The 23,808-nt window shown below is 39.3% G+C and carries 21 protein-coding genes and 1 tRNA gene; 9 read left to right on the top strand and 13 right to left on the bottom strand.

Translation table 11 applies throughout. From position 1 onward, the window contains the following. Window positions 1–36: 36 nt before the first annotated feature. The 6 genes from SJY45_RS10895 to SJY45_RS10870 form a co-directional block, all read right to left on the bottom strand. Entirely contained in the window at window positions 37–852 is an 816-nt protein-coding gene (locus SJY45_RS10895; protein WP_215913819.1) for a purine-nucleoside phosphorylase, read from the bottom strand. Then, window positions 849–1,526, bottom strand: a complete 678-nt coding sequence (locus SJY45_RS10890; protein WP_400070649.1) for a TIGR04282 family arsenosugar biosynthesis glycosyltransferase — start codon at window positions 1,524–1,526, stop codon at window positions 849–851. The genes SJY45_RS10895 and SJY45_RS10890 overlap by 4 nt, the downstream gene beginning before the upstream one ends. A 58-nt stretch (window positions 1,527–1,584) precedes the next feature. Further along, entirely contained in the window at window positions 1,585–2,082 is a 498-nt protein-coding gene (locus SJY45_RS10885; protein WP_400070647.1) for a rhodanese-like domain-containing protein, read from the bottom strand. A 66-nt stretch (window positions 2,083–2,148) separates the two neighbouring features. Next, window positions 2,149–3,453: an ADP-ribosylglycohydrolase family protein gene (locus tag SJY45_RS10880; RefSeq protein ID WP_400070645.1), complete on the bottom strand. Its 1,305-nt coding sequence runs from the start codon at window positions 3,451–3,453 to the stop codon at window positions 2,149–2,151. Continuing rightward, window positions 3,450–4,424 (bottom strand): phosphotransferase, encoded by a 975-nt coding sequence (locus SJY45_RS10875; protein ID WP_400070643.1) that lies wholly within the window; start codon window positions 4,422–4,424, stop codon window positions 3,450–3,452. Before SJY45_RS10875 ends, SJY45_RS10880 begins: the two co-directional genes overlap by 4 nt. Window positions 4,425–4,489: 65 nt before the next feature. Then, window positions 4,490–4,562 (bottom strand) — tRNA-Phe (locus SJY45_RS10870). A 102-nt stretch (window positions 4,563–4,664) separates the two neighbouring features. On the opposite strand from SJY45_RS10870, the gene SJY45_RS10865 reads away from it, so the two are divergent. The 7 genes from SJY45_RS10865 to SJY45_RS10835 all read left to right on the top strand — a co-directional run bounded on the left by SJY45_RS10865 (window position 4,665) and on the right by SJY45_RS10835 (window position 12,579). Next, window positions 4,665–5,393 (top strand): type III pantothenate kinase, encoded by a 729-nt coding sequence (locus SJY45_RS10865; RefSeq protein WP_215437846.1) that lies wholly within the window; start codon window positions 4,665–4,667, stop codon window positions 5,391–5,393. Then, on the top strand, window positions 5,393–6,679 hold the full coding sequence (locus SJY45_RS10860; protein WP_400070641.1) for a hypothetical protein: 1,287 nt from the start codon (window positions 5,393–5,395) through the stop codon (window positions 6,677–6,679). The genes SJY45_RS10865 and SJY45_RS10860 overlap by 1 nt, the downstream gene beginning before the upstream one ends. A gap of 240 nt (window positions 6,680–6,919) precedes the next feature. Continuing rightward, window positions 6,920–8,293: a hypothetical protein gene (locus SJY45_RS10855; RefSeq protein WP_246560284.1), complete on the top strand. Its 1,374-nt coding sequence runs from the start codon at window positions 6,920–6,922 to the stop codon at window positions 8,291–8,293. Window positions 8,294–8,297: 4 nt separating this feature from the next. Next, complete coding sequence (gene lptC, locus SJY45_RS10850; protein ID WP_303404375.1) at window positions 8,298–8,906, top strand: LPS export ABC transporter periplasmic protein LptC; 609 nt, start codon at window positions 8,298–8,300, stop codon at window positions 8,904–8,906. Then, window positions 8,899–9,102, top strand: a complete 204-nt coding sequence (locus SJY45_RS10845; protein ID WP_400070638.1) for a hypothetical protein — start codon at window positions 8,899–8,901, stop codon at window positions 9,100–9,102. Before lptC ends, SJY45_RS10845 begins: the two co-directional genes overlap by 8 nt. Window positions 9,103–9,165: 63 nt before the next feature. Further along, on the top strand, window positions 9,166–10,395 hold the full coding sequence (locus SJY45_RS10840; protein ID WP_252735838.1) for a CNNM domain-containing protein: 1,230 nt from the start codon (window positions 9,166–9,168) through the stop codon (window positions 10,393–10,395). A 69-nt stretch (window positions 10,396–10,464) separates the two neighbouring features. Further along, window positions 10,465–12,579, top strand: a complete 2,115-nt coding sequence (locus SJY45_RS10835; protein ID WP_400070636.1) for a peptidylprolyl isomerase — start codon at window positions 10,465–10,467, stop codon at window positions 12,577–12,579. Window positions 12,580–12,634: 55 nt separating this feature from the next. On the opposite strand, the gene SJY45_RS10830 is transcribed toward SJY45_RS10835, so the two are convergent. Both SJY45_RS10830 and SJY45_RS10825 read right to left on the bottom strand, forming a co-directional pair. Next, window positions 12,635–13,549, bottom strand: a complete 915-nt coding sequence (locus tag SJY45_RS10830) for a GYDIA family GHMP kinase (protein WP_400070634.1) — start codon at window positions 13,547–13,549, stop codon at window positions 12,635–12,637. Then, window positions 13,546–14,910, bottom strand: coding sequence for a hydroxymethylglutaryl-CoA reductase, degradative (locus tag SJY45_RS10825; protein ID WP_400074345.1), 1,365 nt, complete (start codon window positions 14,908–14,910; stop codon window positions 13,546–13,548). Before SJY45_RS10825 ends, SJY45_RS10830 begins: the two co-directional genes overlap by 4 nt. Window positions 14,911–15,022: 112 nt before the next feature. Between SJY45_RS10825 and SJY45_RS10820 the strand changes: the two genes are divergently transcribed. Both SJY45_RS10820 and SJY45_RS10815 read left to right on the top strand, forming a co-directional pair. Next, entirely contained in the window at window positions 15,023–17,200 is a 2,178-nt protein-coding gene (locus tag SJY45_RS10820) for a S9 family peptidase (protein ID WP_400070632.1), read from the top strand. A 118-nt stretch (window positions 17,201–17,318) separates the two neighbouring features. Further along, entirely contained in the window at window positions 17,319–18,710 is a 1,392-nt protein-coding gene (locus SJY45_RS10815) for a peptide MFS transporter (protein ID WP_400070630.1), read from the top strand. A gap of 5 nt (window positions 18,711–18,715) precedes the next feature. Here the strand turns inward: SJY45_RS10815 and SJY45_RS10810 are convergent, their stop codons facing one another. The 5 genes from SJY45_RS10810 to surE form a co-directional block, all read right to left on the bottom strand. Beyond that, a complete protein-coding gene (locus tag SJY45_RS10810; protein ID WP_400070628.1) occupies window positions 18,716–20,734 on the bottom strand; it encodes a ComEC/Rec2 family competence protein in 2,019 nt (672 codons plus the stop codon). Then, window positions 20,735–21,289 (bottom strand): C40 family peptidase, encoded by a 555-nt coding sequence (locus tag SJY45_RS10805; RefSeq protein WP_400070626.1) that lies wholly within the window; start codon window positions 21,287–21,289, stop codon window positions 20,735–20,737. It abuts the gene before it with no gap. A gap of 37 nt (window positions 21,290–21,326) precedes the next feature. After that, complete coding sequence (gene lpxB / locus SJY45_RS10800; protein ID WP_400070624.1) at window positions 21,327–22,439, bottom strand: lipid-A-disaccharide synthase; 1,113 nt, start codon at window positions 22,437–22,439, stop codon at window positions 21,327–21,329. 88 nt (window positions 22,440–22,527) lie between these two features. Continuing rightward, a complete protein-coding gene (locus SJY45_RS10795; RefSeq protein ID WP_215914040.1) occupies window positions 22,528–22,812 on the bottom strand; it encodes a hypothetical protein in 285 nt (94 codons plus the stop codon). Between the two features lie 67 nt (window positions 22,813–22,879). Next, window positions 22,880–23,656 (bottom strand): 5'/3'-nucleotidase SurE, encoded by a 777-nt coding sequence (gene surE, locus SJY45_RS10790; RefSeq protein WP_215913833.1) that lies wholly within the window; start codon window positions 23,654–23,656, stop codon window positions 22,880–22,882. Between the last annotated feature and the right edge of the window lie 152 nt (window positions 23,657–23,808).

Genomic DNA, 23,808 nt, shown 5'->3' with positions numbered 1-23,808 from the left:
GCTTATTGGTTTTTTTTTTCAACCTAGAAGTATCGTCTATAGGGTTTTTATCAGCTCCCTGAATAGCTTTACCATTTTGGGCTCTGCCGCTTCGGCCGTTTTAAGGATACGTTGTATGTCCGCGGGTTTAAGATTGTCCGGGTTGCACTCATCCGTAATAACAGAAACGGCAATAATGGGCAGGTTCAAATGGTTGGCAACAATAACTTCGGGCACTGTACTCATGCCCACGGCATCTGCGCCAATAATTTTAAGCATCCGGTATTCTGCCTTGGTCTCCAGTTGTGGTCCCACCACCGAAACATATACGCCCTTATGAAGTGTTATATCTTCTTTCTCCGCGATTTTAGTCAGGGTTTGGCGCATTGGTATGTCATAGGGCTCGGACATGTCCGTAAAACGGTCACCAAACTTCCCAACACCTTTAAATGCCAAAGGAGATCCGCCTTGAAGGTTAATATGATCCTCAATAAGCATTAAGTCGCCTTCTTTATAGTCCAGATTGATGGCTCCTGCAGCATTGGAAATAAACAATTTTTTAATGCCCAGCTGGTGCATAACACGAATGGGGTAGGTAATATCTAAAAAATCATACCCTTCGTACAAGTGAAACCGCCCTTGCATGACCACTGCCTTTTTCCCTTCCAGGGTACCATAAATAAGCTTTCCGGAGTGAAATTCTACGGTGGCCAGGGGAAAGAAAGGAATATGGTTGTAATGCGCCTCAATAGGGTCTTCTATTTGATCGGCCAATTTACCAAGGCCGGTACCCAGTACAATACCAATTTCCGGATTGTCAAATCCTTTGCTCTGTAAATAAGCAACAGATTCGTTTAATTGTTTTTGTATCATGTTTTAATATGTTTTAAATAGGGCTTAAAGGCATTTATGTCTTTAATATCTTCATAAACGTCCACATCGTTACGTGCTTCTAAAATATGATATTTTTCGTTTTTAAGATTTTCCAAGGTGCTGGCTAGAACGGTTTCCTTGCCCCAATCTTTATTGGAGAAAAGCTCTGGTTTAAAGGAATTCATTCCTAGAAGGTAATAGCCGCCATCTTCGGCAGGCCCAACTACAAAATCGTTTTTCTTTAACTGGATAAAAGCATTCTGTATATCATTTTGATCAAGGTCGTACATATCGCTTCCTATGATGATAATACGTTCAAATCCTGAAGCAAAACCATCTTGAAAGGCCTTGGCCATACGAATGCCCAAATCATTGCCTTGCTGCAATCTTTTGTCAAATATACTAGGGCTCCAAATATCATCTGCCCAAATTTCTTCGGAATACCAAACTTGTTTTGCGGCATTTAAGTCTTTGGTAATGTTTACCGTGTGGTTCAGTAAAAACTTGTAAATGTCCAAAGCTGTTTCATTTCCGACCGTAGCTGCCAATCTAGTTTTACATTTGCCCAATTGCGGGTTTCGCGTAAAAATGAGCAGAAGGTTTTTTGATGCTATATTGGTATAGTTTACCGTAGCGGCGTCTTTTTGTTTTTCTTGGGGCGATATAATACTCAAATGCGAAAGGTTTTAATGGTTTGTAATGTGTTGTAATTTCTAGAACCCATTAGACGTTTTATTTGTCGTAAACTTTCTCTCCTGCATTTAGTAGTTTGCCCCAATGTTTGTTAAAGGCGTGGACATTTTCGGTGGGGTTTCCAATAGAATCATAAACCGGATAGCCTTTGTTTTTCCATTCAAAAATACCTCCATATAGATTTTTTACATTGGTATACCCCGCTTTTTTCAACTTTTCCCCAATATCTTCCGATCGTACCCCAATGGAACAGTAAACGACTATTTCTTTGTTTTTATTTTGCAGTTGTTGAGTAACGGAGTCCAACTGAAACGTATCATATCCCACCCAAATGGCATCTTTTAAGTGGCTTACTTCGTATTCAGTCTTCTCTCGAGCATCAATAAAAATGGGGTTTGTGGCGTTTTCAAGTTGTTCCATGTGAATGTAGTCTATGGATCCTGTATTAAGCTTTTTTAGGGTTTTATCGATTTTACTTTGGGAAAAGGAAATCGAAACAGCCCAAAGAATGAGTATAGTGCTTAGCCATGTCTTCATGAGAGTAATGCTTGTGGTGCAATTACAAATATACCACTAAAAAGAACGGGTTTTGTTAACTAAAAACTAAGGGTTGGGGAAGTTAATGTGCTTTTTCTCTACCATTTCAAGCGCCAAGGCCTCAAGGTCTATGCCCATATTTTCTTTGTTTACTTTAAGGGCCTGGGTACGTAGGGTTACCGGTAGGTTGGAGTAACCTTCTTTGGCACCCAGAATCATCCCGGCTACTGCGGCAACGGTGTCATTGTCCCGGCCATAGTTCACTATAAATTGAAGGGTTTTTTCAAAATCGCCTTCGCCATATTGTAAAGCGGTAATTAAAATTTGCCAGATTTCTCCAGAGTGAAAGGGAATAGCCTTTTCATTTTCCTCCAAAAATTGATAGGCCAGTTCTTGGCGGGTCCATTCCTTTTGGGGCCCATTAAATCCCTCAGGTATTTTAAAGAGAATGCTGTCTTTTGCGGTTAAGGTATCGGCTAATACAAGTTGTTTTATGGCCAGGACTTTTTTTACGGAAGCATCTGCCATGTTATATGAAATACGGCCTACAAGTCTGCTATCTTGGTAGCCTAGCGGGTCTATAAAGGTGGCGGTGTTGATTATGGAGTCCATATTGGTGGTCCGGAGTGCCATATGTGTCATTGCTGAAACCAAAGCGGATATGTCCTTGGCATACCCCAAGTCAAACAAAGTATGTTCATAGGCAAGATTGTAAGCATCTTCAGGATTATTGCTTATAAGCCCGAACATTGGAGTATATAGTTGCCCGGCACAAGACATTTCACCACCGTAAAAACGGTTCATAGCTTTTAGGTAGGCTTCGGTATCTTTTTGATAAGCCATGCTTACACGTGCCCATTCCTTGATCCAGTCTATTTTTTCAATCTGGGTATCCAGGAAATCGGTTTCCGGTACGGCATCATTGTCACTAATGGTCTTTGTAAGCGATGCATAATAGTCCGTTATAAAATTGGCAAAATTAGTAGCACTAAGGCTTTCTTTGTTTAGCGATAGGTACTTGACCATGGCATATTTCCAACGTGTATCGTCCGTTGTGGCGCCGGCAATTAAATTATGGTCCCACGTGCCTTCTGGTGATTGTTGTCGTACGGCGGGAGTGAGGGTCGTAATGTAGCCGTATTTAAGTTGAATGTCTTTTCGGGACCACATTTCGGTAGAGGCACCCATGGCATCGCCAATAGCAGATCCAACCAGAGCACCTAAAACTTTATCGTAATAATTTTTTTCTGAAAGGTCTAGGGTGTCCAAGGTATATGATTGGCCAATTGGAGCGGGGATTTCTAATGGAGATGTTTTTTCTTTGCAGCCAATGAATAAGACCGTTAGCGTCCAAAATAGAAGTCTTTTCATGGAGACAAAATGAGTTTGCGGGCTTTTTTCAGAAGTTTGCCTTTTTCTTTTAAATTGCGTTCTAGGGGCAATTGTGCCAGCCCTATTAGCCTTCTAATAATCTCTATACCCGCCACTTGGGACATTAGTTCCAGATCGGCCTCTCCATCATAGGCGGCATGAATACGTTTTAGATAGCCCTTTTTGCCAGTAGCCATGATAATATGTGCGGCCATGACACCTAAATCAAATTCAGGGAAACCTACAAAACCAAATTCCGGGTCTATAATGTACAGGTTCTCAGATTCGGTCATCCAGCTTCCTGGATAATAATCTCCATGAAGAAGGGTGGTGCCGGCTGACAGATATTTCTTCCCCACCTTTTTTACCACCTTTTTTATTTTCTTGTCTTTCTTGTATTGAAGCGAAAGCTCTTGGAGTCCAGGTTGTATATCGTCCAATGGAAATCCGTTATCCTCTAAAAATGGAAGTTCAAAAATATGTTGATGGTTCAGTTGGCGCATTTCTAGGTTCTGTGGAAAATCACTGGATACCTTTTTTCTGTGAATGAGCCCTAGAATAAAAATAAGACGGTCTAACTGTCTGTTTGAGATAGCCTGTTTTTGGTAGATGTAGACCATGTCCTCGCAATGACCTAAATCCTCTAGCAGTAATAAATGCTCGTTAGAATCAAAACCAATGATATTGGGTACGTGGGCATGAACGGCATTGTCTCTAACCGCTTGATAGAATTTTTTTTCTACAAAAATACGATCTAGAGGTGCTTTGATCTGTTGGTATTTCTGTACGTAGGGCCGTGATTGCTTTAAGATAAACGAACGTTGATCGGTTGTGATGCGCAGTACCACGTTCATGTTGCCGTCTCCGGGCTTTTCTACGGAAATGATTTTTTCTGAGGGGTCTAACCACTCTTTGGATAGTAGATAATTCTGTAGTTCCTCTAGAGGGGTGTTGGTATCTATTACAGTCAAAACAGTAGTTTTTTGCAAGATAAGTCCAAAAACAAAAAAATCCTTACCGAAGTAAGGATTTTTTGTGGTGCCTCCAGGAATCGAACCAGGGACACATGGATTTTCAGTCCATTGCTCTACCAACTGAGCTAAGGCACCATGCCCGTTTGCGGGGTGCAAATATAATTTCAAATTTGCGATATGCAAACAAATTTTGAAAAAAAGATGAATGTTAGGTAACATTTTTTGATCTTTGTATCTATGAACTTAGTAATAGATGCCGGTAATACTTGTGTGAAACTAGCCGTGTATGAGGGAGATACCCTTATATTTCGGCAAAATTCCGAGGTTGAAAATGTAGCTCGGGAACTAAAGGAAATTTGTGACCATTATCCTAAAATAAAACGTGGAATAATAGCTTCAGTTGGAAATTTGGACCGAAAAGTCATGTCGGTGCTTACCGTTTTTTGCGAAGTTCATGAACTAACACCGTCCAGTAAAACCCCTTTTAAGAATTCATACGCCACTCCACAATCGTTGGGTGTTGATCGTATAGCGCTGGCAACAGCGGCATTTTATCATAATCCAAAAGGGAACAGTCTGGTCATAGACGCCGGTACATGCGTTACCTATGACATGGTGAACGATTACGGAGAGTATTTGGGAGGGGCCATTTCCCCTGGGTTGCACATGAGATATAAGGCATTGCACGAACAAACTTCAAAATTGCCGCTACTGAAGCCAAAAGAATTTATAGATTACATTGGAAACTCTACCGAAACCAGTATTCACAGTGGTGTAGTAAACGGTATTTGCCAAGAAATAGACGGTGTAATAGACCAATACAAATCTCGTTTTGCAGATTTAACAGTTATTTTAACAGGCGGTGACATGCTATTTTTGTCTAAACGGTTAAAAAATACCATATTTGCGGACTCCAAATTTCTCCTTAAGGGATTAAATTATCTGTTGGAATACAACAAACGCTAATGATCAGAAAAATAGGTTTTGCCATAGTTTGCCTTTTTACAACAGGCATGTACGCTCAAGATGGTTCGGTTTCCCCATATTCATATTTTGGTTTAGGAGAGTTAAGAAGCGGTTCTACCGTAGAAAACCAGATGATGGGTGGCATAGGTATGTATGCCGATAGTATTCATGTTAACCTTAGAAACCCTGCCGCATATAGTAAATTGGGTATTCAAGGAAGGGATGATTTTGGTATAACCACTTATACTGCGGGGCTATCGTACAAACAGACTACTTTAAAAAGCTTTACCGAACAGCAGAGTACGGCGGTTACCAATTTAGATTACTTGTCTATTGGGTTAAGTATTAAAAAAGGCTTGGGAGTTGGTTTTGGTATCGTGCCTTATTCTTCGGTAGGTTATAATTTTGAAGATTTGGTCGGGGCAGAAGGGTCTCAAGAAATAAATCAGTACTCCGGTGAAGGCGGTGTTAATAAGGCTTATGTATCCGTTGGTTATGAATTTGCAAAGGATTTCAGTTTTGGTGTAACCCTGAACTATAATTTTGGGAGAATAGAAACCCTTAAAGTGCAAAGCACGGAAGGTGTTTTGTTGGGTTCAAAAGATGAGCGGGTTTCTAGGATTAACGGTGTAGATTTGAATTATGCTCTTAGCTATACACCGGCAATGGATGATGAACACACCTTGTATACATCGGTACGCATAAATACACAGGCCAATCTTTCGGCCAGAAATACGCAGAGAATAGGTTCTTTTATTGGAAGCCCGTCCTCGGAAAGTTTCGTAAATGAAGTTGATCTGTACTCTCAAGGCTTAAAAGAAACTGGGGTAACCATACCTACCACAACTACATTAGGCTTGGGTTACGGAAAAAATATGCAATGGTTTTTGGGGCTGGAATATAGCTTTCAGAAGCTAACTGATTTTTCCAACGCCTTTTTGGAGATAGATAATTTAGTATACAAAGACGCTAGCACATTTGCATTGGGAGGTTTTTATACTCCGGAAAGAAATTCTTTTGGAAGCTATTTAAAAAGGGTTACTTACAGGGCTGGTGTACGTCTTGAGAAGACCGGAATGTATGTTAATGATAAAGATATAAATGATTTTGGCATAACTTTTGGATTGGGTTTACCGTTGGGTAATAATCTTTCTAATCTTAACTTAGGTTTTGAATATGGAAAAAGAGGAACTACCGCAGCAGATCTAATTGAGGAGAGTTATTTTAAAGTCAACCTAGGATTGTCTTTAAACGATCAATGGTTTAGAAAGAGAAAGATAAACTAAGATTGTGAAATGCTTGAGATTTCGTTAGGGTTTATTGGGTTAATTAGAGAATGATTGGGTAAATTCGCAAAAAAAATCTCAAAATGGCATTTTCTAAATTTACTTTAGACCTCTTGGTGAAAAATTAGTACATTACCCCTCCAAAAATTAGAACATAAAAAATGAGCCATAATAACTCTGGGCACTAACCATGAATTTGACTGGCAATTTGTAATTTGAAAAACAAGTAAAAATTTAAAAATGAAAACAAAACTTTACTTCACGGCGATTATGCTTTTAGGGTTTATGGGAGTAAGTAATGCCCAGGCTCAAAATCAAGAATGTATGACCAACTTATCTATATATGTTGAGCATGCAAAGGTGAAAAATTATGAGGCGGCTTATACTCCTTGGAAAATGGTCTATGATAATTGCCCTGATATTAACCGTGCTAACTTTATTTACGGCGAGAAAATATTGGCCGATAAAATAGAAAAGTCATCTGGTGCTGAAAAAGATGGGTACGTAAAGGATATGTTGGCTTTGTACGATAACAGTGCCAAGTACTTTCCAGCAAAATACTCTCCAGGTGTAGTAGGTATTGATAAAGCTTTGTTTTTGTACGATAACAAAATGGCTTCTGATGATGAGTTGTACAAGTTGTTAGGGGAAGCTTTTGAGAAAGATCCTAAAAACTTTAAGAATCCAAAAGCCTTGTACTTGTACTTTTCAAGTTTGGTAGACTTGCACAAAGATGGTAAAAAAGACTTGCAAGAGGTTTTTGATGTTTACGATAACGTAAACGATAAAATAGAGGAAGAGAACAAAAAACTTACAGGTGTAATTACCAAGTTGCTTCCTAAAGATTCTACGGGAACTATTACTTCTAAAGAGAAAAGAAGCTTGAAAATTGCGACTACTAATTCGGAATCTTACGGTAAAATTGCCGGTAGTGTAGATTCTAAGCTTGGTGCTTTGGCAGATTGTGATAACCTTATTCCTTTATACGAAAAGAGTTTTGAAGAGAAAAAAGGAGATGTTACATGGGTAAAAAGAGCGGTAGGAAGAATGTTCAACAAAGAATGTACGGATGATCCTTTGTTTCAAAAGTTGTTTGAAGCTCAGTTGGCCTTAGACCCATCTGCTAGTGCTTATGTATATGGTGGTACATTAAAAATGAAAAATGGAGATTCTAAAGGAGCCCTTGCAGATTTTGATAAGGCTATGACTTTGGAGACCGATCCTTATAAAAAATCTGATATAGCTTATAAAGTAGCGGTAATAAACAAAAGAAAAGGTAGCAAGTCTACAGCTAGAAAGTATGCTCAAATGGCTATCAATGCTAATAAAGCCAACGGTAAAGCATATTTGTTAATAGCTAGCCTTTACGCAACAAGTGCTAACGATTGTGGTAGTACTCCGTTTGAGAAAAGAGCTATTTACTGGAAGGCTGCGGATATGGCCCGTCAAGCTGGTCGTGTAGATCCAGCGGTAAAAGGAGCGGCTAATCAGTCTGCTGCTAGTTATGCTGCAAAAGCACCTTCTAAAACAGATATATTCAACTCTGGTATGGCCGGTAAAACCGTATCTTTCAGTTGTTGGGTTGGTGGTAGCATAAAAGTACCGAACTTATAGAAAGATGATTTCATCTTACGGATATAATCTTAAAACTATTGCCATGGTTCTTACCATGGCAATAGTTTTTTTTTCTTGTCAGGATAACTACAAAAGGTCCGGTCAGGAGAAAGCACCTTTGGTGTATCCTATGGGTATTACCGAAAATTTTACGGCCACGTATACAGAGGCCAAGGAAATGCTTGAGAGTGAAGATTCTACTTCAACCCGTGTAATTGCGGTTCTAACAAGTCCCTTAAACGAGGATTACAACAATCAGGAATTTCCGTACCGTACCTTTCCAAAAGGTTTGTTGGTAGATTATTTTAATGAAGCTGGGGAGAAGAGTATTATTAAAGCCGATTACGGAATTATTTATTCTGCCACAAATGTAATAGATTTACAAGGCAATGTGGTCATAGAAAGCCATGACGGCAAGAAATTGGAAACCCCGCAATTGTTTTGGGATCAGGATGATAATTGGATTTTTACCCAAGAGAGTTTTAAGTTTACAAATCCCGAAGATGGAACTATCATGGATGGTGAAGGAATGGATTTTAATAAAGACTTAAGTTTCTTCAACGCCCATAAAACATATGGCTTAATGACTATTAAAGAAGAATCGGATGATTAAGATTTTAAGATATACCGAATATTTATATTTGGCAGTAGCCTTTTTCTCGTTGTATAGAATTTTTGCGGATTGGAATACGGATAGGGAAGGCACTTATTTATTTATGTTCTTCGCTGCGGTTTCAATAGGAATGTTTCTGTTCAGAAGAAATTACAGGAAAAAGTTTGAACAACGCAAACAAGATAACCAACAATAAGCTGTGGAAGCTGCCATTTTGATTATTGTTTCATCGCTGCTGTTTTCGGCCTTTTTTTCAGGTATGGAGATAGCGTTCATTTCCGCCAATAAGATTCACATTGAAATAGAAAAAAAGCAGGAAGGTCTTTTGGCCAAGGTGTTAACGCGCCTAACCAAAAAGCCATCGAAGTTTATTGCAACTATGCTTATTGGCAATAATATTGCCTTGGTTATTTATGGGTTGTTCATGGGCGACCTGCTCATGGGGTGGTTTCAAAGTATGGTGCCCTCTCAAAGCGAGTTTCTCAATTTAGTGTTGGGAGATTTTAGTCTGGTAACCCAAACGGTCATATCTACGTTGGTTATCCTCTTTACCGCGGAGTTTTTGCCAAAAGTGCTCTTTCAGATTTACTCCAATACCTTGCTCAAGTTTTTGGCCATACCGGCCTACCTTTTTTATATTATCTTTTCGGTGATTTCCGATTTTGTAATTTGGGTGTCCGATGCTATTTTAAAAGCGTTCTTCAAAACAGATGGGGACGATGTGCAATTGGCTTTTAGCAAAATAGAACTTGGGGATTATATAACGGAGCAGATGGAAACCGTAGAAGAGGAGGACGAAGTAGATTCCGAGATTCAAATTTTCCAGAACGCCTTGGAATTTGCTGCCTTAAAAGCACGCGAAGTAATGGTGCCCCGTACAGAAATCATGGCAGTTGAACTTCATGAGACACCAAAAAACCTGGCAAAACTTTTTACGGAAACAGGCTATTCTAAAATTTTGGTCTATAAAGATACTATAGATAATATTATAGGTTATGTGCATTCGTATGAGCTATTTAAAAAGCCAAAAACCATAAAGAGTATTCTTTTGCCGGTTGAGTTTGTGCCCGAAACCATGCTTATTCAGGATATTCTTAATGTGTTGACCAAAAAACGAAAGAGTATTGCAGTGGTTCTGGATGAGTACGGAGGTACTTCAGGAATCATGACCGTAGAGGATATTGTTGAGGAACTCTTTGGTGAAATTGAAGATGAGCATGACACTACCGATCTAATTGAAGAACAATTAGAGGATAATACGTTTAAGTTTTCGGCGCGGTTAGAGGTTGACTACATAAATGAAGTCTATAAATTGGAGCTTCCTAAAAGTGAAGAGTATGAGACACTTGGCGGATTAATTGTGAGTGAAACAGGTGAAATTCCCGAGCAAAATTCAGAAATCCAAATAGAAAATTTCATGTTCAAAATAATTGAAGTATCGAACACAAAAATTGATTTAGTGTTCTTACAAATCCTTGATAAAGAATAGTTTTTCAATCCTTTATAAATTGAAGGAAAAATGGTAATTTCGCAAACTGATTAAACAAAACCCTAATTAATGGCAATTTTAGAGAATATAAGAAAACGGACAACCGTTCTAATACTGATTATAGGCTTGGCCCTTTTCGCATTTGTAATATCCGGTGTATTTGTCAACGGAGATGTTAGTGGTAAAGTAGGCTCTAGTATAGCCGAAATTAATGGAGAGGAAATTTCAATAGATGAATTTCGCCAAAAGGTAGATATTGCTTCTAGACGTTCTGCCAGCGCTTCTACAATGCAGACCGTAAACCAAGTGTTTGACCAAGAGGTACGTAATGCTATCTTAGGACAGCAATTCGAGGATTTGGGGGTTGATATTGAGCAAGATCAAATTCTAAACTACATTGGAACTATTCCGTCATATGCTCAGAGCCCACAATTCCAGAATGAAAGTGGTGTTTTTGACCAGAACAAATTCAGAAATTTTATTGCTGAGCTTAAATTGAACAATCCGGAGCAGTACAATCTTTGGTTGCAAGATGAACAGGCAATTGTTCAAAGCGCAAAACAGCAAACGTATTTTAACTTGATCAAGGCCGGAGTTGGTGCCACTTTAAAAGAAGGTGAACTAGATTACAAACTGGCCAATGATAAGGTGGATGTTAAGTATGTACGTATTCCGTTCACTTCTATTCCGGATAGTACTATTTCTGTTTCTAAAAGTGAGATTCAGACTTACATCAATAATCATAAGGAAGATTTCAAACAAGAACCAGCTAGGGATATTCAGTTTGTATACTTTCAGGAGAAGCCTTCTGCCGCAGATGAGACTGCAGTAAAGGATGCCATTACAAAATTGATGGACGATACAGTTGAGTACAATGCTCAAACGGATAAAAACGATACTGTAGCAGGTTTCAGGAATACAACGGATTTAGCAGCATTTTTAGATCGTAATTCAGATGTGAAATTTGATACTATTTACAAATCTAAGAAGCAGCTTCCTGCTAAGTTTGCAGATACGCTAATGACTTTGCAGGTTGGAGAAATGTTTGGCCCTTATAGAGATGGCGATTTCTTTAAAGTTTCTAAAATGGTGGCCAGAAAGCCGGGAGGTTCTGTAAAGGCAAGCCATATTCTTATTGCTTACGAAGGTGCACAACGTGCCAATCCTGAAGTAACAAGAACCAAAGAAGAGGCTGAGGCCGAAGCAAAGCGTTTGTTAAGAGAGGCTAAAAAGAAAGATGCCAAGTTTGTAGAGTTGGCGCGTGATAATTCAGACGGTCCTTCTGCACCAAACGGAGGTGATTTAGGATATTTCCAAGAGGGTAGGATGGTACCTGCTTTTAATGATTTTGCTTTTGGAAATAAAGTAGGCACTATTGGTATGGTTGAAACTGATTTTGGTTACCATGTTATTAAAATAGATGATAAAGAGGATATTGTTCAAATAGCTACCTTGGCTCGTGAGATAGAACCTTCTGAGGAAACAACTAACAAATTGTTTACGGATGCTACTAAATTTGAAATGGAGTCTATTGAATCCAACAAGGCATTCTCAGATTTAGCCAAAGAAAATGAATACTTGGTTCGCCCGGTAAACAAGATAAAGGCTACAGATGAAAACTTGCCAGGTCTTGGTGCACAAAGAAATATTGTACAGTGGGCTTTTCAGGAAGAGACCAATATTGGGGATATCAAACGTTTTGATTTAACCGGTGGTTATGCTGTTGCTCAAGTAACAAAGGCATACAAAGAAGGCCTTATGTCTGTAGAGGATGCCTCTGCAATAGTTCTTCCTAAACTTAGAAAAGAACGTAAAGCGGCACAAATTATAGCAGCGAACAAAGGAAAATCAATTGAAGATTTGGCAAAAGATAATAACGTAAGCGCCTCAACGGCATCTGCGTTAACTGTTAAGTCTCCAACAATTCCTGGAGCCGGGTCTGAACCTGCTGTTGTAGGTACTGCTTTTGCAATGAAAGAAGGTGCCACTTCTGAGCTTATAGAAGGTAACACCGGAGTTTATAAGTTAACGGTTACCAAGAAGACCGAAGCGCCAAAACTGGATAACTATAGTATGTACGCTACTTCCGTAAAAACTTCACGTGAAGCACGAGTTAATACTGCAGTATACGACGCATTAAAAGATGCTTCGGAGATTGAGGACAAAAGAGCTGCTTTCTACTAGATAGTGGTCTAACAATACAAAAAAAAGAGCCTTTCAATATTGAAAGGCTCTTTTTTTATAGTACCATTTTATCGTAGGGAATTACCGTACGGTAGCCCTTTTTTATAAAATAATCTGGAGTGTCTTTATTGCCAATCACAAGAATAAAATCGCCGCCCCAAGCGCCTAAACTTTTTATAGTTCCCAAGTAGTCAGGGAAAAGTTGTTGTTTTATGGTCTTGGTCTGTAATATTCGGGACAAAAGGGCTTCATGGCGTTCCAGTAGATTCCCAAAAGTTTCCAAATCTTTACTTTCCGTTATTTCTAAGGTTAATCGGGTAATACTTTCCGTGAGTTTGATATGGTCAAACTCCATTTTTCGATATTGGGAAATCCCTTCCCTACTATTTTGTTTTTTGTCTAGGTGAACAAAGAAAAGTTGTTTTTTGAATTTAGGATTGAAAGCAACAGGTTTTATTGTTGGAATTTTTTCCTTAACCTGATAGAGGATAGGACTGTTATTCTGGGCGCAAGCAATATCATACCCACTTCCAGAAAAAGCATTCCATAAGAGTTGAAAAGCATCTACCTCTGCCCATTGCGCAATGTTATTTATAAGGGTTGATGATGACCCTAAACCCCAATCCTTTGGGAAATCCAATTTAGTTTCAACTTCTAGCCCTGTAGTTTTGAATAAGAAGTTAGGGTTTAATTTTTTTGCCTCTTTTAGTAAATTTAAAAGTACCGTTTCTACGGTTTCGTTTGTAACTTCTTTTTTATCAGTTGCTAATTCACCTATATCAACCGAAGTTTTGAACCAAACTTTTCCTTCATTGTCCAAACTTTTCCAAATTAATTGTTGGCTTTGGGTAGGGGTTACTTTTAGCGTTTGTCCATATTTAGTAGGTATAGCAAGACCTAATGCGCCGTCTAATATGGCATATTCTCCCGTTAAGAGTAGTTTTCCGTTACTGTAGTACTCTTTTGTCATTTGGTGTTCCTGAGCTTTTCAAACGCTTCTACCACGGCATTGTGGGTGGCCGGATGTTTCTTAAAATAAATGGTCAATGCTTTCTTTTCTTCTTCGGTGGCTCCCAATTGGTTCAAGATATTCAATAGGTGCATCTTCATATGTCCTTCTTGGATACCGGTAGTAACTAGGGAGCGTACCGCGGCAAAGTTTTGTGCCAAACCGGCAACGGCAACAATCTGCATTAATTCTTTAGCGGACGGTTTACCTAATATCTCCATGGCTAATTTTACAAGAGGATGTAAACTGGTGAGTCCGCCTATAGTCCCTAAAGCCATAGGAATCTCGATCCAAAATTTAAAGGTGTCATTCTCAATGGAAGCATGGGTGAGACTGGTGTAAGAACCATCTTTGGCTGCGTAGGCATGGATACCGGCTTCTACGGCCCTAAAATCGTTTCCTGTGGCCAGTACAACCGCATCTATACCGTTCATAATACCCTTATTGTGGGTAACGGCCCTATGGGGTTCTACTTTGGCTATGTTTACCGCTTGTACCATTTTTTTTGCAAATTGAAGAGCTGCTTCGCTGTTTCCAATCTTCAATTCTGTAACTGGGCAGCTTACCTCGGCTTTAACCAAGCAATTAGGGACATAATTGGAAAGGATGCTCATTACAATTTCAATAGCCTTTTCTTTTTCGGTGAAAAGAGAAAACGAACTCGCCTCTTCCTTAAAAGTTTTAGCAAATTGTTCTAGACAGGAATTTATGAAATTCGCGCCCATAGCATCAAGCGTCTCAAACGTGCAATGCAATTGGTAATAGTTGTCCAGGGCATTAGTTTTATCCCTCAGTTCAATGCTGTTTATGCCGCCACCTCGTTTTTCCATGTTCTTGGTAATGGAGGAGGCTTCGGAAAGTAGCTTTGGTTTTATATGAGCAAAGAAAGCGGTAAGGTGTTCTTTGTTGCCTTGGTATATGAAATGTACTTGACCTATTTTTTCGGTACCCAAAACTTGGGTTTTAAACCCGCCTTTTTCTAGCCAGAACTTTGCCGCTTTACTTGCTGCAGCAACTACGGAGCTTTCTTCAATGGCCATGGGAATGGCATAAAGTTTATCGTTGATTAAAAAATTTGGGGCAATTCCAAACGGAAGATAGTAATTGGTGACTGTGTTTTCTATAAACTCGTCATGCAGTTGTTGCACGTCTTCGGCTGTGTTCCAGTACCTTTTGAGTAGGCTTTTTGCTGCTTCTGGATTGGCCGTATAAGAGGCCGTTAGCCAATCTATCTTTTGCTCTTTGGTTAGTTTTGAGAATCCCTCTATGGGCTTGGTCATAACATTTGGTTTCGGTTGGTAAAGATAATGATAATGGTTTATACCTATGATTGCGATTAACCTCGATAAAACAAGGGATTTTTATGATTTAAAGTTTAATTCTTTGTAAAATTATCACTAAACTTGGGCGATTTAATCTTTTTTATAACATTCTATGCGAAAAATAGTTTTGAGTGTCTCTTTTGTATTCGCCTTTTTGGCGATTTCTTATGCGCAAAAGAAACAAGTTACAGTAGAGGCAGTATACGGAGGCGAGTTCTCAATTGAAAGGTTGGATGCCTTAAGGTCCATGAAAAACGGTAAGCAATATACCCTGTTGAATTGGGGTGCAGATGGGACTACAACCATTGATAAGTTTGATTACGCTACACAGAAAAAGGTAGAAACCATTGTTAATTCTTCCAATTTACAGGAAATAGAAGGTTTTAGCTCCTACCAATTCAGTGATGATGAATCTCAGTTGTTATTGGCAACAGAATTAGAATCTATCTATAGACATTCAACATTGGGCATCTTTTATGTGTATGATTTAAAGACCAAAAAACTAACCAAAGTTTCAGATACAAAAATCCAAGAGCCAAAGCTGGCTCCGGACGGAACAAAGGTGGCCTACGTGGCCAAAAACAACCTCTACTTATTTGATTTGGCTTCCGGAACTACGGAACAGCTTACAACAGATGGTCAGAAAAATTCAGTCATTAATGGTGTAACGGATTGGGTTTACGAAGAGGAGTTTGCTTTTGTCAGGGCTTTTGATTGGAATAGCAATGGTACCAAAATAGCCTTTTTACGTTTTGATGAAACGGATGTCTCCGAATTTTCTATGGATGTTTTTGGAACGGATTTATATCCCTCTCAGGAAACATTCAAATATCCTAAGGCCGGCGAGGCAAATGCCAAAGTAAGTTTGCATTTATATGACATAAAGGCTAAAACTACAGCCTCGGTAGATTTAGGGGGTGCATATTACATTCCACGTATCAAATGGATGAACAACTCTAATTATTTAAGTGTGCAGGTGCTCAACAGGCACCAGAACCATTTAAAATTGTATTCCGTAGATGCTAAAAATAATGCGGCTATCGTACTTTTAGAGGAAAAGGACAAAGCGTATATAGATATCACGGATAACCTTACGTTTCTGGCGGACGATAGTTTTATCTGGACAAGCGAAAAAGACGGCTACAACCATATCTATCTTCATGATCAGGATGGTAATCTTGTAAACCAAATAACCAAGGGGCCATGGGAGGTGACCCAATACTACGGTTATGATCAGAATGAGGATAAGGTCTATTACCAATCTACGGAAAATGGCTCAATTAACCGTGGTGTATACAGTATTGAAAGCAACGGAAAGAACAAAAAGGCTTTGGTAGCCCAGGAAGGCTCCAATGATGCCGATTTTAGTGCAGATTTCACTTATTTTATACACACCTATTCCAATGCAAGTACACCGCCTGTTTATATGCTGCACAAAGCTTTAAGCGGGAAAAAGGTAAAGGAAATAAAAAATAACAATGCTTTAGTTGAAAAGTTGAAAGGATACGAAATCAGCGAAAAGGAATTCTCTACCATTACCATTAACGGCAATGAGCTAAATATGTATATGGTGAAGCCTAAAGATTTTGATCCAGCAAAAAAATACCCGTTGTTAATGTACCAATATAGTGGTCCAGGTTCACAGAGCGTGGTAAACCGTTGGTTGGATGCTAGGGATTTGTGGCATCAGCAATTGGTATCACAGGGTTATGTGGTTGCTTGTGTAGACGGTAGGGGAACGGGCTTTAAGGGTGCGGATTTTAAAAAGTCTACCTATCTAAATCTTGTAAAATATGAAACCGAAGACCAGATTGCAGCTGCTAAAGAATTGAGCAAGTTGCCGTATATAGACGAAAATAGAACCGGAATTTGGGGATGGAGTTTTGGAGGCCATATGTCTACCAACTGCATTTTAAAAGGGAATGATGTTTTTGAAACGGCCATTGCAGTTGCTCCGGTAACTACATGGCGCTTTTACGATACCATTTACACAGAACGTTTTTTACGTACTCCGGAGGAAAATCCGGCCGGTTATGATGAAAACTCTCCTTTGAACTATCCAGAAATGTTAAAAGGGAATTACCTGTTGGTTCATGGTTCCGGTGATGACAATGTACATGTGCAGAACTCAATGCGCATGATAGAAGCACTGGTGCAGGCCAATAAACAATTTGATTGGGCCATTTACCCAGATAAGAACCACGGCATTTATGGAGGAAATACCAGAGTGCACTTATTCAATAAAATGACTAATTTTTTACAGGAAAATTTGTTGAACCCTGAAAATTAGAAACCCAGACCAACAACCGAAGTTTACAGACTCAAGAGGTATGAAACGTTTTAAAGCGTAATTTAATCGCATCTTGATCTAGTTTTGATACAAATCCAATTAAACAAATAACATATTTATGGCAATAGTAGAAAAGGCACCGCATGAAAAGGAACTGTTCGGGCATCCGGTAGGTTTATATATTCTATTCTTTACTGAAATGTGGGAGCGGTTTTCATACTATGGGATGAGAGCGCTTTTTACTTTGTTTCTGGTAGCGGAGACTACTTCTAGCAATGCAGGTTTTGGCTGGAGTAATGATGAGGCGCTTGCTCTTTATGGGTGGTATACCATGTTGGTGTATGTTTCTTCAATTCCCGGTGGATGGATTGCGGATAGGTTCTTAGGGCAAAAGAAGACCGTTATGCTCGGAGGAATACTTTTGTGTTTAGGACATGCTATTTTGGCAATGAATTCCGAGACTTCGTTTTATTTAGGGTGCTTTTTTATAATCTTAGGGGTGGGCTGCCTTAAACCCAACATATCCTCAATGGTTGGTGGACTGTACAAGCCTAAGGACGAAAGACGCGATTTAGGCTTTTATATTTTTTATATGGGTATTAACATAGGTGGTTTCCTTGCTCCAATTTTATGTGGTTATGTTGGGGAGAACATAAACTGGCACTACGGCTTTGGTTTGGCCGCTATAGGTATGTTCATGGGGCAGGCTGTTTATATTTGGGGACAGAAATATTTGACGCACGTTGGTAACCTAATTAGCAGGAACAATGCTGCTGATCGTGAAATTTTGGACAGACCTTTAACAGGTATAGAGAAGGATAGGATAAAGGTTCTCTTAATTTCGTTTCTATTGATTATTTTATTCTGGGCGGCCTTTGAACAAGCTGGTGGACTAATGAACTTATATGCCATGCAAAAAACGGATCGTAATTTCTTTGGTCTGTTTGAAATTCCAGCATCGGTGTTTCAGTCGGTGAATTCATTCTTCATTATCACTTTGGCTACTGTGGTGGGTGCCTTTTGGTTAAAATGGCGTAAGGCCGGCAAAGAGTCTTCGTCAATTTTTAAAATAGCCGTAGGTCTAATAGTTATGGCCCTTGGTTTCGGGTTTATGAGTGCGGCATCCTTGCAATATGAGGCCAACGGTTCTTCCGCTATGTATTGGTTGATATTAGCTTATTTACTTCATACTATTGGTGAGCTTTGTGCGTCTCCGGTATCGTTATCCTACATAACTAAATTGGCACCGCTTAAATATGCCTCCATTATCATGGGATTGTATTGGGCGGCAACAGGCCTTGGGAACAAAGTGGCAGGTCTAATAGGGCAGGCGTCACAATCACTGGGTGAATTTGAAATCTTTACAGGTATAGCCGTTATTTGGTCTCTAATTGGGCTTTTGGTTATCGCCATGTTAAAACCATTAAAGCGATTGGCCCATGGTGCGGAAGACGGAGAAACTAGAATTTCAGGAGGACAGGAAGATTTTGAAATAGAGAAACACGTTTAATTACGTTAATCAAAATAATAAGCTCCCTTTTCGCCTGTAGCGTGAAAAGGGAGTTTTTGTTTTAGGCAGGTTTCTTTCCATCTATTTACATAAGAAGTATAGTTGCTACCGTCTACTATTATATTTTTTGGACGTATGGATGAAATGACCCTTTCGAGATTTAGCTTGGGCGATTGGGTAAGAATAAGGTAATCTACGGAGGTTTCCCTTGTGGGGTAAACACCTAGACTATCAATAATTAAAACGTTCTTGTTTCCCCACTTGTAACTGTTCTTAACGGTGGAGTAAGTTGTATTAGTTGTTCGTTCCGCTACACTATGATCATTTAGCATGTTCCCTACGCTAAGAGTGTCACGAGTTGCAGCAATTGTATGGTGCCCGTTTTGGTGTACTACTACCGTATTTTTGGTTTGATGCCCAATAAATAAAATGTTCTTGCGGGCAGTTTCGTAATCCGTATAAATCGTCCATAGTTGAAACCCCACAATAAACGTTGCGAGTGCAATCACTTTTTTAAAGTTAGGACGGGTAAGTAAAATTACGCAACTAAAAAGTATGGTGTAGGCCAATACCATTTGAACGCCATCAAAAGAGATATTTTTAAAGATAAAGGCTTCCTGTTGGGCAACCCAGTGTATAATTTGGTTCATCCAGCCAATCAGGGCATTATAGATGATAACCAGTTCACCCCATAATTGGCCAATTAGTGCCAAGAAAATAACTAAAATTCCCATCCCAAGGATAATTCCCAATGCGGGAACAATGAGTAGGTTGCTAATAAAGAACAGACCCGGAAATTGATGAAAGTAAAACAGGCTTATGGACAATACTCCCAACTGTGCCGCAATACTAACGGACAAGAGCTGCCATATCTTCCTCACGAGCTTGTACTTTGGAAACCACAATTTTTGAAAAAGCGGGTAGAGCCAAACAATAGCCAAAACGGCAGCATAACTCATTTGAAAACCCACTTGAAAAAGAAGGTTTGGGTTGATGGCCAATAGAATAAAGAAAATGGATAAAGCCAGTATGTTAAAGGTGTTGTTCGGACGGTTTAAATACATGCTATAGGCTACAAAGGAAAACATGGTAACGGATCGCACTACGGATGCAGATAAACCAGAAAGGAAGGCAAAGCCCCAAAGCAAAAGCACGGTTAAGACCAGTTTTAAAGTTTTGCCTCTAGGCAGGCGTTCCAAAGGTTTTAGAAAAAATAGTAAAATCCATAATAGAATCCCTATGTGTAAGCCTGAAACAGCCAAAATATGAACAGCTCCGGCGTTTTTATAATCGGTATAGGTTTCTTCGGATATGTCGTTGCGCTGCCCTAGAAGCAATGCCTGAATTATGCTCAGTTCCTCTTGGCCGAAATCGGCTTTTTTAAGTTGATAAATGATATGGGTACGCGCATTGGCTGCCATGCCGTAAATAGTGGTAGAAGGAGAGTCAAGAGTAATAAACTGGCTGCCTGTTAGCCTGAATTGATGGAATATACCCAAATCCTTTAAATAATTCTTATAATTGAATTGATGCGGATTTAATGGCGCTTTTACTTCACCTATGGAGCTAAATAGTACAATCTCATCATCAACCTGAAGTTTTTTGAGCATAGAATCGTTCGAAAAACTGAGCAAGACTTTTCCCTCTGCATAATTTTGGTCCAGCGCTTGTACCTTGCCAATATATCTCTCCGAATAGGGGCTGGGTTTTAGTGCCTCCGAAATTTTAATGTGCCAAATACGGTTTCCGGAAAAATCTGTATTAAGGTAATGGTTCGTTTGATTTTTTGGTTGTGACAACCCGGCAGCGAATAGACCAATACAAAATGTGGTTAAAATGGCTAAGTATCCAAAACTAAGGGATTCTTTCTTTTTATCCTTGAAACGTAAAAAACCCAATAGAACTAGTAGAATAATGCAAGCAAATAGGGGAAAGCGTACATCTAGGTTTAGATAGTTTCCTGCCACAATACCCAAAATAACAACGAGTGTCAGTTTTATGGGTATGAAGCGGAGCAATCTCATTTACAGAATTCGGGTAGCTTTTATAAAGGCACTGTTCCAATATCCTTCGTGTAAGGAAGAAACTATGACACCTCTAGAGGAGGAAGAATGTACAAACTTAATTTCATCGCCTTCTACGGAAACAACCATGCCTACATGGTTGATACGTTTGCTGCGTTTACTTGTTTTAAAGAAAAGTAAATCGCCTTTTTCAACATCGCGCACGCGAATATTTTTCCCCTCTTCGGCCATATGGTAAGAGGTGCGTGGTAGCTTTACATCATTTTCGCCAAAGGCAACATAAAGTAATCCGGAACAGTCCATTCCTTTTTTGGTCGTTCCGCCAAATTTGTAACGAACCCCTGAAAATTTTAATGCTGAATCTATAACATCATCAGCTTTTGAACGCTTGGCTACCGTTACGTTCCTGTTAGGTTTCTTTTCTCTTTTTGGTGCATCCATGGGCTTGGCCGCAACCGTTACTCTTCTTGGTTGGTTTTGAGCAGTTTTCTTTTTTGAGGCCCCACAACTGGCAACAAGGCAGATAATTAGAATGTATAGGAGTTTGCGAAGCATGTAAATGGATACGTTTCTAAATGGACTTATGCCAAAATTAAACATTTTCTATAATAAGGGTGGCGGCATTAACACTTGCTCCTCTACCTCCCAATTTTTTTTCAAGTTGGTTGTAGGCTTCAATTTGGGCCTTACGTGCGGGTCCATCAAGTATTTTATTTAATTCGGCCTTTATGTTTTTGGTGGTCAAATCGTTTTGAATAAGCTCTTTTACCACCTCTTTTTTCATAATAAGGTTCACAAGAGATATATATTCAAGGGTAATAATTCGTTTGGCAATCTGGTACGAAAGCCAATTCGCCTTATAACAAACCACTTGGGGCACCTTAAAAATAGCGGTCTCCAATGTAGCCGTTCCACTGGTAACCAAGGCTGCATGGGCAATACTTAAAAGGTCATAGGTTTTGTTGGTTACAAAACTAACGTTGGGATTTTTTAGAAAGGGCCCGTAAAAATCATGGTCAAGGCTAGGTGCTCCTGCAATTACAAATTGATAGGCCGAAAAATCTTTGATGACGGATAACATTACCGTTAGCATCTTCTGTACTTCTTGCTTTCTACTACCCGGAAGTAACGCTATAATCGGTTTTTTTGAGTCTAATTTATGCTGCTGGCGGAATTGGAGCTCATCAACCGGAATTCTGTTTTCAATGGCATCAATAAGTGGATGCCCCACAAAATTTACTGGGTAATTGTGTTTCTTTTCATAGAACTCTTTTTCAAAAGGAAGAATAACATGCATGGCATCAATATCTCTTTTGATGTCTTTTATACGTCCTTCCCTTGAGGCCCATATTTGCGGAGATATATAGTAATTTGTTCTAAATCCTTGTTCTTTGGCCCATTTGGCAATACGGAGATTAAAGCCGGAGTAATCAATAAAAACAATAACATCTGGCTGAAACTGTTGAATATCCGTCTTACAGAATTTAATAGCTTTGGCAATTGTACCTAAATTCATAAGGACTTCCAAAAAGCCCATAAAGGCCATTTCTTTGTAATGTTTTACCAAAGTTCCTCCTGCCTGTTGCATAAGGTCACCTCCCCAAAAGCGAATATTGGCGTCTGGGTCTTTGGTGATTAAGGCTTCCATAAGGTTGGAGCCGTGGAGGTCTCCAGACGCTTCGCCTGCTATTATATAATACTTCATTACAAATTAATACAGTTTATACCTTGCCCTTTTAAAAGGAGAACTCGGTTAGGGCAAAATTCGTATGTTCTTTACCGTTAATTTACGGCTAAAAGATTTTATAGTACAAAATGGCCAATGCGGTTAAAAGTGTAGCAATAAGAACACCTTTGGCCCTGTTGTCTCTACGGATTCTTAAAAAACCAAAAAAAGCGATAAGGTTAAGGATGGCTCCCAAGGCCAAAAGACTGCCAATATGACCTTGTTCTATAGCTGCTTCAAAAGTTTCGGCAATACCAAAGTCCGAAAATAACAAGATATAGAGTAAAGTGCCAATGGTATTGGCAATTATACCTACTAAAAATCCTATGGCAAGCTCTTTTTTAACGTTCATAATTTTTAAGTTCATTCAATCCTGTTTGGTACTGTAAAGTTATATTTCTTTAAGAAACGAATTTTAACTACTCAAATTGCCAACCATTAAGTTGCTGGATTGCATGATGGGCCGTAAGGTCAAATTGGGTAGGTACAACGGATACGTAATTGTTGGCCAAGGCCCATTCATCAGTGTCTTCGCCTTTGTCCAATAATTCAAACTCACCGGTTAGCCAGTAATAATCCTTTCCACCTGGGCTGGTGCGTTTGTCAAATTTCTCTTTCCAGTTGGCACGTGCCTGTCTGCAAACTTTTATTCCTTTGATATCCTCTTTTTGCGCCTTAGGAATATTAACGTTTAGTACTACGCCTTTTGGAATGCCATTGGCCAAGGATTCGCTAACTATTTTTTTGATGATATGCCCTGCTTGCTTAAAATCTGCATGCCACGAGTAATCGCATAAAGAAAAACCTATGGCAGGTATGCCCTCTATACCGGCCTCAATAGCAGCGCTCATGGTACCCGAGTATATAACGTTTATAGACGAGTTGGATCCGTGGTTGATGCCGCTTACACAAATATCCGGTTTACGGTCCAATAATTCCTGAAGTGCCATTTTTACACAATCTGCAGGTGTGCCGCTACAACTGTATTCAATAGGGGCGCCATTTTTTTTGTCTACCACAATTTTATTGGCATACAGCGTATTGTCTATGGTAATTGCGTGTCCTTGGCCAGATTGCGGTCCATTTGGAGCAACTACTACAACATCGCCCAGTTCTTTCATATACTTAATCAAAGCACGTATACCTGGAGCTGTAATTCCGTCATCGTTAGTTACTAAGATTAAAGGTTTTTTCATGCTGAATACTTTATAGGGCAAAAATACGTTTACAGAACACAACGACCTAAGTTCGTTTAACAAAAAATTAGTGTATCCCCTCTAAAGGTGGCATGGTTTTTTCAGTATCTTAGGGAATTCATTACTTTTAAGTGTGAAAATCTCAATCTTCC

Origin of the sequence: Zobellia russellii (genome assembly GCF_044597075.1) — a bacterium.
In the GTDB taxonomy this organism is placed as follows: domain Bacteria; phylum Bacteroidota; class Bacteroidia; order Flavobacteriales; family Flavobacteriaceae; genus Zobellia; species Zobellia russellii.
The sequence above is the reverse complement of the archived record's forward strand: the minus strand, read 5'-3'. Positions and strand labels throughout refer to the sequence as shown.